Source organism: Actinomyces sp. 565 (genome assembly GCF_010365615.1).
Classification (GTDB): domain Bacteria; phylum Actinomycetota; class Actinomycetes; order Actinomycetales; family Actinomycetaceae; genus Actinomyces.
Genome location: NZ_PIZD01000026.1, coordinates 1 through 12,202 on the forward strand (window position 1 = coordinate 1; position 12,202 = coordinate 12,202).

The following is a 12,202-nucleotide window of genomic DNA, read 5'->3' on the forward strand; positions in this document are numbered from 1 at the left end:
CCAACAGTCCCAGAAGTCATGAGACAACACAGTACCCCTGCGGTACGAACCGTCACCGTGGGGTACGAATCGTCGACCGGAACGTACGAACCGCCACACCGACCTACCGAGATACGCATACCTGACACCACCATGCCCTTGAGCTGGAGAGCCGGACTAGCCCGCGCAGTCGCCTGCGCCTATGCGCGCGGACGGGTGCCGGCCTGGCCATATCTACCGACCTCGGCGGTTACTGGTCGGCCTGGTTGTGCTCGTCGTCATTCGCCTCGGCGGACTGCGCGGTTGTGGGCTGCTGCGTAGGAGCGATGGTGGCAGGCGCCTGGTAGGTGTAGTGAGTGATGGTCAGCGTCACCGACTGGCCGGTGTCAACCGAGGATCCCGCGCCCGGGTCTACCGCGGTGACAACGTACTGGTCGTCCTTGCTCTCATCATTGGTGGTCTCCTCCACCGTGGAGCTGTTGTAGTTCAGGCCGGCGGCAGTAATTGCGGCCTGCCCCTCCTCCTGCGACATGCCAACCACATTCGGCACCGTGGTCTTGCCCGAAGACACCACCAGGGAGACCGTCGAGCCGCGCTCCACCGGGGTTCCGGCCACCGGGTCGGTGCGGATGACCGCGCCAGAGGCGACGTCGGCGGAGTCCTCGGTGGTTACGTCACCGACGCTCAGGCCGGCGTCGGTGATTGCCGTACGGGCATCGGCCTGGGACTTGCCGGTCACGTCGGGCACATCCACCATGGCCGATCCGGAGGAGAAGTGCACGGTGACGGTGGAGCCCAGCAGCACCGAGGTACCGTCGCCGGGGTCGGTGGATACGGCCAGGCCGGCGTCAACCGTGTCGGAGTTGACGTCCTCACCCTTCTCGTAAACCAGCCCCAGGCCCTCAATGGCGGCCTGTGCATCGGACTCGCTCATGCCGGACACGTTCGGCACGGCCACAGCCGTGGCGGTCGGCGTCGGGGTGGGGGTCGGGCCGCCACCGAAGAACCCTGAGGCGGACAGCCCCAGCAGCGTGCCCAGGCCGATTAGGGCAATCAGGACAAGCACCCACAGCCACCAGCGCCTACGCGGCTGCTCCTCCTCCGACGGCGCCGCCGACTCCTCCTCCGGGGAGGGTGCGGCAGCGGCGGCCTCCGGGGCCATGACGGCGGTGGCCGCCCAGGTGTCGGTAGCCGGCGCGGCCACGTCCAGGCCGCGGGCAGCCGCCAGTAGATCGGCCCGCATATGCGCGGCGTCCTGGTAGCGGTCATCCCGGTTCTTGGCCAGGGCCTTGAGGACCACCCGGTCCAGGGAGTCGGGGATGTCGGCGGCGATGGACGACGGCGTCTTCGGGATCTCCCGAACGTGCTGGTAGGCGATCGCCACCGCCGAGTCACCGGTGAAGGGCGGCTGGCCGGTGAGCAGCTCATACAGCAGGCAGCCGGTGGAGTACAGGTCGGAGCGGGCATCGACCACCTCGCCGCGGGCCTGCTCCGGGGACAGGTACTGGGCGGTACCGACCACGGCGTGCGTCTGGGTGACGGTAGCGGCAGAGTCCTCCACGGCCCGGGCGATGCCGAAGTCCATGACCTTCACGGCGCCGGCCTGGGTGAGCATGATGTTGCCGGGCTTGATGTCGCGGTGCACGATGCCGGCGCGGTGGGAGTACTCCAGGGCGTCGAGTACTCCGGTGGTGATCTCCACCGCCTCCGGGATCGGTACCGCCTCGCCCTCGCCGAGGAGCTCACGCACCGTGTGCCCCTCGACGTACTCCATGACGATGAAGGGGACGACCCGGGTTGAGCCGTCGGGCTGGGTCAGTTCCTCCTCACCGGAGTCGTATACGGCCACAATCGACGGATGGTTCAGGGCAGCCGCAGACTGCGCCTCCCGCCGAAACCGCGCCTGGAAGGTGGGGTCTCCGGCGATGTCCGAGCGCAGCAGCTTGATGGCGACGATTCGGCTCAGACGCGTGTCATAACCGAGGTGCACCTCGGCCATGCCGCCGCGACCGATGAGCTCTCGCAGCTCGTACCGTCCGGCGAGCATCTGCTGAGGGGACTGAATCGTCACAGTGCCTCCTTTGAAGAGGTGGTTGACGCGACCGCTGAATCACGTGAGGCGCCCGGGTGCGCTGAAGCAAGGGTACCCGTCGTTAACAGCAGAGCGAGCAGGATCAGGATGATGACCACGATCCGGATGGTGCCGGCGGGCAGCCCAAACCGTTCCCTGCCGGAAGCGTGCCGGGTTGCCGCGTGACCGGCTTCGGGGGCGTCGGCGACGGCGGAGCGGGTCTGATCCGCAGCGGGGATGGAGCGGGTCGCGGTGGGCGGCTCCCGGTCCGCCTGCGCGCCGCCGACCGCGGTATGCGGCTGGTTCGTGGTCGGCTGCCCGCCTGCGCCCGCGTTGGTGCTGTTGCCGGTGGCGGTGTTCCCGGTGGTACCAGCTGCGTCGGTGGTAGCGGAGGTATCGGCGCCCCCGGCCGCGGAGCTGCCGGTGCCGCCGGGGCGCTCAGCGCTCCTGCGCCCGGTGGCGCGCCAGGTGGGGGCCTGGCGCGGATCCCAGGACTCCGCCGGCAGGTTGACCACAATCCGGTCCAGGCGGCGGGCGAGCTCACGCGCGGTGCGGGGCCGGTCGGCGGCCTTCTTGGCGAGCAGCTCCATGACCACCTCCCGTACCTGCTCGGGCAGATCGTCCGGCAGCGGTGGAACCGGCTGGTTGACGTGGGCGAAGGCGATGTCAACCTGGGTGGAGCCGGTGAAGGGGCGCCGTCCGGCCAGTGCCTCGTAGGCGATGACCCCCAGCGCGTACAAGTCCCCGGACGGCGTGGCCATGTTGCCCATGGCCTGCTCGGGGGCCAGGTATTGAGCCGTTCCCATGACCATGCCCGTGGCTGTCATGGGCCGTTGGTTGACGCCCATGGAAATGCCGAAGTCGGTGAGCTTGGCCAGCCCTTCCCGGTTGATCAGGATGTTCGAGGGCTTGACGTCCCGGTGCACGACGCCGGAGTCGTGCACCACCTGCAGGGCGCGGGCGACCTGTGCCAGGATCGGCAGGATCTCCTCCGGGGGCATGGTGCCCCGCTCGGCGAGGATGTCTGACAGGGCCCGGCCCTGCACCAGCTCCATGACGATCCAGCCGGAGCCGCGCCGCTCACCGGAGTCCAGGACCACGGCCAGGTTCGGGTGCCGCAGCCCCCGGGAGTTGGCGGCCTCGGCCCGCAGCCGGGACAGAAAGATCTCATCCCCGGCGAGCTCGGGCCGTAGGATCTTCGCCGCCACCGCGCGCCCGGAACGCAGGTCCGTGGCGCGCCACACCTCCCCCATGCCGCCCAGGGCGATGCGCTCTACCAGGCGGTAGCGCCCCTGCAGCTCCAGTCCAGGCTCGGGTTTCACTGATCCACCGCCGCATCAATGACGGAGGCGGCTATCGGTCCCGCAACTGAGCCGCCGGTGCCGGTGGTGGCAGTCTGCTCGCCGCCGTCCAGGACGACGGCGAGGGCGATCGTGGGCTTGGAGATATCGGTGCCGGCGAAGCCGACGAACCAGGTGACCGGACCGCCCTCGGCCGAGCCCGTCTCGGCGGTGCCGGTCTTGCCGGCCACGGTCACCCCGGCCACTTGCGCGGTGGTGCCGGTGCCGTCGGTAACCACCTGCTGCATCATCTCCGACAGGGTCTGCGCCGTGCTGGAGTCGATCGGGGTGCGTGCGACGGATGGCGAGGTGGTGGAGACGACTGACAGGTCCGAGTCCAGTGCCTGCGAGATCAGGTACGGGGTCATCTGCTTACCGCCGTTGGCGATGGTTGCCGCCACCGAGGCCATCATCAGCGGGGTGGTCCGCACCGACGCCTGCCCAATGCCGGCCATGGCGGTCTGTGCCTGCGAGTCGTTGGCCGGATAGATGGACGGGGTGACCGTGAGAGGTATCTCCAGGTTCTCCCCGAAGCCCCAGTTGGCGGCCTCGGTGGCCAGCTCCTCGTCGCCCACGTCCATGGCCAGCTGGGCGAAGGGAGTGTTGCAGGACTCGGCGAAGGCGTAGGTGAGTGTGACCTTGCCGTTCCCGCAGGACTCACCGGCGTAATTGGACAGGGCGTGGTTTGTGCCCGGCAGGGTCAGGGTGTCCGGTGCCTCCACCTCGGTGGAGGCACCGGCCGTTCCGGTACGCAGGGCGGCGGCCATGGTCAGGATCTTGAAGGTCGAGCCGGGTGCGTACAGGTCACCGGCGATGGCCCGGTTGCTCAGCGGCTTGGCGGGGTCAGCGGCCAGGGTATCCCAGGCGGACTGGGCGGTGTCGGCGTCGTGGGAGGCCAGCAGGTTGGGGTCGTAGGAGGGTGAGGAGACCATTGCCAGGATCGCACCGGTGGAAGGGTCGATGGCGACGACGCTGCCCCGGCGGCCACCCAGGGCGTCCCAGGCGGCCTGCTGCACCTGCGGGTCGATGGTCAGCTTGATGGCACCGCCCTGCTGGGTCTCGCCGGTGATCAGGGACTTGATGCGGCTGGAGAACAGGGAGGGGTCCTCCCCGTTGAGCACGGGGTTGGCAGCCAGCTCCAGGCCGGTCATGGAGGAGAAGGAGGTGGAGAAGTAGCCGGTGACCGGGGCGTACAGCTCCCCGCCCGGATAGGTGCGCTGGTAGGTGTAAGCGTCGTCGGAGGCCTGAGAGTCGGCAATCACGGTGTCGCCCGCCAGCATCTGCCCGCGGTCGGTGCCGAACTGGGCGTAGACCATGCGCGAGTTGCGCGCGTCCGTCGTCAGGGTGCCCTGCCGGGAGGATGACTCCCACAGTGCTGGGCGGCTCAGGCCCTGGACGCTGGTCAGTGAAGCCGCCAGCGCAAGCATCATGACTAGCACTAGGACAGTGACTTGTCGTATCTGCCGGTTCATGCGCTGCCCTCCTTAGGTGCTGGCTGCGCGGGCGTGAAGGCGGGCGGACCGTCGCTAGCTTCAGCGTCCGCGGCGTCGTCGGCGTCACGCACCCGCTTGCGCAGCGAGGAGGGCAGCTCCGCAGTGTCGATGATGCGGGGGGCGGCGGCGGTGGGGCGGCGGGCGGCGTCGGACAGGCGTACCAGTAGCGCCAGGATGATCCAGTTGGCAATCAGGGAGGAGCCGCCATAGGCGAGGAAGGGGGTGGTCAGTCCCGTAAGCGGGATCAGGCGCGTGACACCTCCGACTACGACGAACACCTGCAGGGCGATGGTGAAGGACAGGGCGGTCGCCAGCAGCTTGCCGAAGCCGTCCCGCAGGGCCAGGGCCGTGCGCAGCCCCCGCTGCACCAGGATCAGGTAGAGCATGAGGATGGCGAGCGTGCCCGTCAGCCCCAGCTCCTCCCCGAGGGAGGCGACGATGAAGTCGGAGTTGGCGAAGGTGGTCAGGTTCGGGTAGCCCTCACCCCAGCCGGTGCCCATCAGCCCGCCGTAAGCCATGCCGAACAGGCCGGTCACCAGCTGCCAGGAGCCGCCCGGCATCTCGTAGACGCCCGGGTCCATGGCGTTGAGCCAGGCGGTGATGCGCTGCTGCACGTGCGCCAGGTGGGTGGCCGCGAACCATGCCGCCGGCACGAACAGTGCCGCACCGATAAGCAGCCAGCTGGGCCGGTCCGTGGCCACGTACAGGGTGACCACGAACAGTCCGAACAGCAGCACCGAGGAGCCCAGGTCCCGCTGGAGCACCAGCACCAGGATGCTGACGCCCCACACCACCAGCAGGGGCGCCAGGTGGCGGGCGCGCGGCAGGTTCACCCCCAGCACGCGGCGGCCCGCCAGGGCCAGGTTGTCCCGGTTGGACACCAGGAAGGAGGCGAAGAAGATCGCCAGCGCCACCTTGGTCAGCTCCGCCGGCTGGAAGGACATCGGCCCCAGCCGGATCCAGATGCGGGCGCCGTTGATCTCCGTGCCCAGCCCGGGCACGAACGGCAGCACCAAGAACCCCAGACCGCCCCACATGGCCAGGTGATCCCAGCGGCGCAGTAACCGGTAGTCACGCACCAGAAGAACCAGGCAGAACAGGAATACACCGAGCGCGGTCCACACCGCCTGCTTGGGCCCATAGTCGTGGGTCTGCCCCAAGCGCTCATAGGACATGTCCAGCCGGTGGATCATTGCCAGCCCGATGCCATTTAGGGCGACCGCCGTCGGCAGCAGTACCGGATCCGCCCAGGGGGCGGTACGCCGCACCCACAGGTGCACCACCAGGCACACCGCGGCGAGGGCGGCGGCGAGTTGAAGCGACTGGGCGGGGGAGGAGCCAGTGCGGTTGATGGCGGTGAGCACGAACGCCGCCAGGCCGATGACCAGAGCAATGATGAGTAGCCCGGCCTCGGCCCAGCGGCCCGTGCTCTGGGCCGACGCCGAACTCGGCACCGGTGCGGGGCGGAAGGTGGGTGAACTCATGCAGCAGATCCCTCAGCAGGGCCCCCGGCAGGTCCTTCAGCGGGTATCGCGCCAGGATCCGGCTGCCCCGGCTGCCGTTGGGACGCCTGGGGTGATTGCCCCGGCCGGGTGCTCCCCAGGGCGCGGGTTGAGGAGGAGGACGCCGTGCGCGTCGCGCTCGCGGACGGCGTGGGTCGCTGGGTCTGCGCCGGGGAGTTAGTCGGTGCGGGAGTGGGAGAGCGGGTCGGCGTCGGCTCCGGTGTGGGCTGTTCCTCTGGAACGTCCACCAGGTTGTCCATCACCGTGGTGCGCACGTACTGGCGGGCCGCATCCAGGGAGGGCTGCTGCACCGTTCGCTCGAGCTTGGCCAGGATCTGCTCGTTGAGCTCATCCACGCCGGGCCGGCTGTAGGTCTGCACCACGTGGCTGAGCGAGAACGGTCCGACCGACTGGGGTATGCCCTGGTAGATGGCGATCTGGCCGTTCAGGGTGGTCACGTAGTACTGGGACTGGGTCCACTGGTACCCCAGTGCCCCGGATCCTAGGAGGGCCAGGAGCAGGATCAGGGAGGCGATCGCGGAACGCAGCCGGCGTACGCGGCGCCGGGCGAGCTCGGTGCGGGCCTGGGCGGCGACGGCCTCCTCCTCGGCGGTGTCGGTGGGCGGGGGTGTGGAGTCCAGGCCGGCCACCAGGGCGGCGGCCTTGGCGGCCGGCGTGGTGGCCTCTACGGGCTCGGCCGGCTCCGGGGAGGAATGCGAATTGTTGCCGGTGGCGGCCTGGTGCAGGCGGGCGCGCCGGTTGGCCGCGGAGCCCACGATCTGGGTATCGGTCTGCGGCTGGGGGTCGTCGTCGACGACGTCGAACACCACCACGGTGACGTTGTCTGGTCCGCCGGCCCGCAGGGCAAGGTCGATGAGCTGGTCGCCGACCTGGCCGGGATCCTCCACGGTGGCCAGCACTTCCCCGATCGTCTCGGCGGAGACGGGACCGCTCAGGCCGTCGGAGCAAAGCAGCCAGCGGTCGCCGGGCACTGCCTCGCGGATGGACTCGTCCAGCTGGACCTCACCCTCGGCGTCGCCCAGTACGCGCAGCAGCACTGAGCGCTGGGGGTGCCGACGCGCCTGGTCTCGCGTGAGCCTGCCGGTCTCCACCAGGTACTCCACGAAGGTGTGGTCGGTGGTGACCTGGGTGAGCTCGCTGTCGCGCAGCAGGTAGGCGCGCGAGTCGCCCACATGCACCATGGCGAGCTTGTTGCCGGAGCGCATTACGGCGATGCAGGTGGTCCCCAGGCCGGCCAGGTCGGGGTTGTCGCTGGACAGGGAGATGAGGTCGCTGTGCGCCTCCTGCACGGCGTCGCGCAGCAGGTCGAGGAGCTCCCCGGCCTGGTGGGAGTCGGCGTCCAGGGGCACCAGGTGCTCAACCGCTACCGCGGAGGCGATATCTCCGCCGGCGGGTCCGCCCATGCCGTCGCACAGCAGCATCAAGTGCGGGCCGGCATAGCCCGAGTCCTGGTTGGAGGCGCGCACCAGCCCGACGTCACTCCTGGCGGCGTAGCGCAGGGAGATGGTCATGGCCGCAGCTCCAAGGTGGTCTGGCCGATTCGCACCGGCACTCCTACAGGCAGTTCAACGGCACCGTACACGGGGCGCCCCGCCAGCGTGGTGCCGTTCGTGGAGGACAGGTCCTCCAGCCACCAGGCGCCATCCTTGGGGAATACGCGGGCGTGCCGGGAAGAGGCGTAGGAGTCGTTGAGCACGAGTGTGCAGTTCTGGTCGCGGCCGATGGTGATGGAAGTGGGCGTCAACGGCACCATGGAACCTGCCAGGGGGCCCTCGGTGATTACCAGGCGGGTGGGTCCGCGGTTCCGGCCGGCCGGGGAGGACTCACGGGTGGAGCGGCGCCGGGCCGGGGCTGTGGAGACGTCGGCGACGTCGCGGCGCAGCGCGCGTACCACGAGGAAGACGAAAACCCACAGCAGGACTAGGAAACCCAGTCGAGCGATGGTGAATGCGAGCTCACTCACCCGTTGGTCCCTGTGCCCTGCGTGCCGTCCCAGAACATGATCCGGGTGCGTCCGATTGTGAGTGTGTTGCCGTCCAGGAGGGTCGCGGCGTCGACCCGGTGGCCCTCGACGAAGGTGCCGTTGGTGGAGCCGAGATCCGTGGCAATGGCGTGGCCCTGGGTCAGCCGGATCTCCAGGTGGCGGCGGGAGACGCCGGAGTCGTCCACGATGATGTCAGCCTCGCTGCCGCGGCCGATCACGGTGACGGGACCGGTAAGCAGGTAGCGCTGCCCGTCGATGTCCAGGATGGGGTGGGTTGGGGAGGCGGTGGCGGCGGCAGCGGGGGCGGCGGCTCCGCGGCGGGTGGAGGACTCGATCTCGATCATGGGGGGTGTGAGGCGCTCGTCCGCCAGGAAGGAGACGTCGACCGGGCCGACGAATGAGTAGCCCTGCTCGCCGGCGTGGGTGGTGGCCACTTCCTCCATCTGCCGGACCACTTCATCCATGCCCCAGGTGCCCAGGTGCTCAACGTCGCTGGGGGCCAGGTGGATGCGGAACACGTTGGGCACCACGGAGCGGTCGCGGGCGAAGGAGGCGGCGCGCTTGTCCATTGTCTCCCGCAGCTTAGAGGCGATCTCTATGGGTTCAACGTCGTCGGAGAACCGGGACATGGCCCGATTGGCGACGTTGCCGACGCCCTTCTCGAACTTGTCCAGGAAACCCATGGACTACCTCCCCGTGTGCTTTGGAGCGGCTGCGGCGGCGCCGCTGCCGTCCGCGAGGCGGGCGACTGCCCGGCCCGCGGCCTGATCGGGCCACGATACCGGCACTGCCCGAGGACGGTGTGCATATGGGCAGGATTCCAGAGGTGACCTGGCCCAATGGTAGCTGCTGTGGCCCGCGTGACGGGAAGACCAGTACGACGGCTGTGTTGCGATCAGGGTTGCAGGCATTGTGGATACTAGGCGAAACAGGCCCCGGTTGTCGCGGGGCTGCGCAGGGGCGGACGATGGCGGGTGAGCGGTTTCACGGCTGTGAGTGGCGAACTGGATTGGACGCGGGCACCGAGTTGCCGATAGCATGAGATCACTCAAGCGCGAGTGGCGGAATTGGTAGACGCGCACGGTTCAGGTCCGTGTGATCTTGCGATCATGGGGGTTCGAGTCCCCCCCCGCGCACGGAAAAGGCCCGGGCCAACTGATTGGTCCGGGCCTTTGTTGTGCTCCATCGTCATGCTCTGTGGGATCGTCCCGGGTGCTGTCGGCGCTCCGGTCGGCGCCGGTGCAGCAGCATTCCGGCCAGTGCAGCCCCCACCCAGGCGCCGGCGCCGTTTTGAAGAATGTTGGCAAATGAGGGGCGGCGGTCCAGACCCGGAGCCACCCACTGCGCGAGCTCTGCCCCCAGGCCCACGGCACATCCTGCCAGCGCCCAGGCCCACCAGGGCACTCGCGGCCAGCCAAGCGTGGCCAGGAGGGTCAGGGGTGCGAGCATGATCAAGTTCAGCAAGATGTCCTTGCCGCGCAGTGTCAGGAACCATGGTCCCAGTCCGTCCTTGAACGCGGCGATGTCATCCCCCGATGGCCACAGCACGGCCACCAGAACGACGCCGAAGTAAAGTGCGGCCAGGGCGCGGGCGGCGCTGCCGGTGCGAGTAGCCGAGCGGGCAGTGCCGACCTGTTCGGCGGCAGGTGGAACCCGGGGCTTGTCAGGGATGGTCACGCTGGCTCCTCAGCCTCCGATGTGGTCGGCAGCGCACTGGTTGGCGGTATTCCGCTCCAGGGAGGAGGCGGTAATGACAGGCAGCACCGACCAGGGGAAGTTGATCCACTTGTCGGTCACCCGCCAGCAGTAGTCGGGCTCGACGAGGCTGTGCGGCTTGCGGTAGATCACCGCGCTGCGTGCATCCACCGCGGCGTTCTCCCCGCCCAGGTCCAGGCCCTGGTGCTGCAGCAGCTCCATCACCATCTTCAGGGTCTTGCCGGAGTCGGCGACGTCGTCGACCACCAGCACCTTCTTGCCCGGAAGGTCGGAGGCGTCCATGAGCGGCGGGAGGACCACCGGCTCGGCCAGGGTCTGGCCGACCCCGGTATAGAACTCGACGTTGACTGTGCCCATCGCCTTGACGCCGATCGCGTAGCCGATGGCGCCGGCGGGGATCAGGCCGCCGCGGGCGATGGCAATGATCAGGTCCGGCACCCAGCCGGAGGACACGATCTGCGCGGACAGTTCGCGTTCGGCGCGGCCGAACAGCTCCCAGGTCAGTTCCTCGCGGTCGGGGGCGGTGGTGGCGCCGTCGTCGAAGGTGGTCGGGGGCTTAGTCGCGTCGGTCACTTAGCGAATCGTAGCGGCCCGTATCGGCCCGACCCGCGTGTGTCGCGGATTGGGCGACGTCGTTCCGCCGGGGCCGAATCGCGGGAGTCTTTCGGTTTGGGGTGCGGGTGGTTCGTCGCCGTGTATTGCGCTGGGCGGCGACCGTGAGTGTCAAAATCTATGACAAACGGGTCCGGCGACGTCGACGGCGGCGCACGAAACGTTGGAATCATGCGGGCGCCGAATCGCGCCAGGAGGTGACGACGCGCGTTTGTCATCGATTTTGACACCGCACCCCTGGGAGGCCGCCGTCGTGCAGCCCGCCAGGGGCGTCTTCCGGTGACGGCTCGTCATGAACCGCGACGTGCGTCTACCCCGGGAACCGCCTGGCCTGATCCACCGCCCGAGTGCGTACATCTCCCGCCCCTCCGGGACGCGTCCCACCAGCGCGGCGACCTTCAGCAGGCGCCCGCGCCGGCTTGTCGGAAGGTGCGAGGTGCTTCCTGACTCGAACCGTGGGATAACACTTACCTGCGCCGTTGCATGTCTTAATGCACCTTGAGGTGCGAGGTGCTTCCTGACGGGGGTGGTGACGGTGTGGGGCTCGGGCAAGGCCCTGTCTTAATGCACCTTGAGGTGCGAGGTGCTTCCTGACAGGCCGTCGAAGCCCCCGCCGCACCCGCGGCGGAAGGTCTTAATGCACCTGGAGGTGCGAGGTGCTTCCTGACCCCTACCCCTGGAAACCGCGCCGTTCCGCCACTTCCAGGCCCGGGATCGCCACCGGCCCCGCAAGCACCCCACGGAACCGACTGGCACCAAGCCAAAACTACCACCTTTCGTTGAAAACAAGCCAAGCGCCACCGACACCCCCACAGGCCCCTCCAGCCACCAACTTTCAACGAAGTCATGCGGAAAAGTCAGGGTCAAAATGTACCAAACTTTGCACCGTAGACCGAATTGTGACTTCCTCGTGGGCGCCACACCAGCCCCATACACCCCGACTGCATCACACGCAACACTCGCAACTACTGCTCTCGTCACCTCCAGGCGGCCCCGCCGCACCGACGCCACCGCCCCAGACAACCCGTGAGCACCCGCAACCCCGCCGCGCCTTTACTACGCCACTTCGCCGTTAACAACGCTAGTTAACGGCCTGCTGAATACCTCAGAAGCCTTCAGCAAACGGCTAAGTGGCGTAGCAAACGGTGAACCGGCGTAGTAAACGCACCCGAAACCTAAGGCGGCCACCGTCCCCAAGCCGACTCCAATCAGCAGCAGCCGGTGCTCACATTGCTCTCGTCGAACTCGGAACGGGCCCGCCACCACTGGCGCGCCGTCAGCGGGGCATGGTCGGGGTGCTCGCGCCGGTGCCGCTCGACGTAGCGGTCGTACGCCGCCTCGCCGGTGAAGTCGCGCCACAACCCGCGCGCCCGGGACAGGCAGGCGCGAATCCGGCCCGCCCACCGCGCCGCAGCCAAACTCCGCGACGCGGCGGGCACCGGCGCTCCGACTACCTCGCTCACCTCTGTGGTCGCCCCGGTCAA

Annotated in this window: 10 protein-coding genes, 1 tRNA gene and 1 CRISPR repeat array; of the genes, 1 reads left to right on the plus strand and 10 read right to left on the minus strand. The window is 68.6% G+C overall.

The window, feature by feature from the left end; translation table 11 throughout:
• Positions 1–229: 229 nt before the first annotated feature.
• Genes pknB through GZ997_RS05510 form a run of 7 tightly spaced genes read right to left on the minus strand, consistent with a single transcriptional unit; the run spans position 230 to position 9,073 of the window.
• Positions 230–2,050, minus strand: coding sequence for a Stk1 family PASTA domain-containing Ser/Thr kinase (pknB, locus tag GZ997_RS05480; protein ID WP_162679165.1), 1,821 nt, complete (start codon positions 2,048–2,050; stop codon positions 230–232).
• On the minus strand, positions 2,047–3,372 hold the full coding sequence (locus GZ997_RS05485) for a serine/threonine-protein kinase (protein ID WP_162679166.1): 1,326 nt from the start codon (positions 3,370–3,372) through the stop codon (positions 2,047–2,049). Before GZ997_RS05485 ends, pknB begins: the two co-directional genes overlap by 4 nt.
• Positions 3,369–4,862, minus strand: a complete 1,494-nt coding sequence (locus GZ997_RS05490) for a penicillin-binding protein 2 (RefSeq protein WP_161923213.1) — start codon at positions 4,860–4,862, stop codon at positions 3,369–3,371. Before GZ997_RS05490 ends, GZ997_RS05485 begins: the two co-directional genes overlap by 4 nt.
• Positions 4,859–6,367 (minus strand): FtsW/RodA/SpoVE family cell cycle protein, encoded by a 1,509-nt coding sequence (locus GZ997_RS05495; protein WP_162679167.1) that lies wholly within the window; start codon positions 6,365–6,367, stop codon positions 4,859–4,861. The genes GZ997_RS05490 and GZ997_RS05495 overlap by 4 nt, the downstream gene beginning before the upstream one ends.
• Positions 6,364–7,917 (minus strand): protein phosphatase 2C domain-containing protein, encoded by a 1,554-nt coding sequence (locus tag GZ997_RS05500; RefSeq protein ID WP_162679168.1) that lies wholly within the window; start codon positions 7,915–7,917, stop codon positions 6,364–6,366. The genes GZ997_RS05495 and GZ997_RS05500 overlap by 4 nt, the downstream gene beginning before the upstream one ends.
• On the minus strand, positions 7,914–8,369 hold the full coding sequence (locus tag GZ997_RS05505) for an FHA domain-containing protein (RefSeq protein WP_161923215.1): 456 nt from the start codon (positions 8,367–8,369) through the stop codon (positions 7,914–7,916). The genes GZ997_RS05500 and GZ997_RS05505 overlap by 4 nt, the downstream gene beginning before the upstream one ends.
• On the minus strand, positions 8,366–9,073 hold the full coding sequence (locus GZ997_RS05510; RefSeq protein ID WP_162679169.1) for a DUF3662 and FHA domain-containing protein: 708 nt from the start codon (positions 9,071–9,073) through the stop codon (positions 8,366–8,368). The genes GZ997_RS05505 and GZ997_RS05510 overlap by 4 nt, the downstream gene beginning before the upstream one ends.
• A 369-nt stretch (positions 9,074–9,442) precedes the next feature.
• Between GZ997_RS05510 and GZ997_RS05515 the strand changes: the two genes are divergently transcribed.
• Positions 9,443–9,526, plus strand: a tRNA-Leu gene (locus GZ997_RS05515).
• A gap of 52 nt (positions 9,527–9,578) precedes the next feature.
• Here GZ997_RS05515 and GZ997_RS05520 read toward each other — a convergent pair.
• The 3 genes from GZ997_RS05520 to GZ997_RS05530 all read right to left on the minus strand — a co-directional run bounded on the left by GZ997_RS05520 (position 9,579) and on the right by GZ997_RS05530 (position 12,202).
• Complete coding sequence (locus GZ997_RS05520; RefSeq protein ID WP_343212280.1) at positions 9,579–10,067, minus strand: VanZ family protein; 489 nt, start codon at positions 10,065–10,067, stop codon at positions 9,579–9,581.
• Between the two features lie 9 nt (positions 10,068–10,076).
• Positions 10,077–10,679, minus strand: coding sequence for a phosphoribosyltransferase (locus GZ997_RS05525; RefSeq protein WP_162679170.1), 603 nt, complete (start codon positions 10,677–10,679; stop codon positions 10,077–10,079).
• Between the two features lie 465 nt (positions 10,680–11,144).
• A CRISPR array of direct repeats spans positions 11,145–11,386; the repeat unit is 22 nt; unit sequence GAGGTGCGAGGTGCTTCCTGAC.
• 540 nt (positions 11,387–11,926) lie between these two features.
• Positions 11,927–12,202: a YbdD/YjiX family protein gene (locus GZ997_RS05530; protein WP_343212281.1), complete on the minus strand. Its 276-nt coding sequence runs from the start codon at positions 12,200–12,202 to the stop codon at positions 11,927–11,929.

Coding starts and splice junctions, on each gene's coding strand:
- GZ997_RS05490 (WP_161923213.1), bottom strand. CDS start 4,862: ATGAACCGGCAGATACGACAAGTCACTGTCCTAGTGCTAGTCATGATG.
- GZ997_RS05495 (WP_162679167.1), bottom strand. CDS start 6,367: ATGAGTTCACCCACCTTCCGCCCCGCACCGGTGCCGAGTTCGGCGTCG.
- GZ997_RS05500 (WP_162679168.1), bottom strand. CDS start 7,917: ATGACCATCTCCCTGCGCTACGCCGCCAGGAGTGACGTCGGGCTGGTG.
- GZ997_RS05510 (WP_162679169.1), bottom strand. CDS start 9,073: ATGGGTTTCCTGGACAAGTTCGAGAAGGGCGTCGGCAACGTCGCCAAT.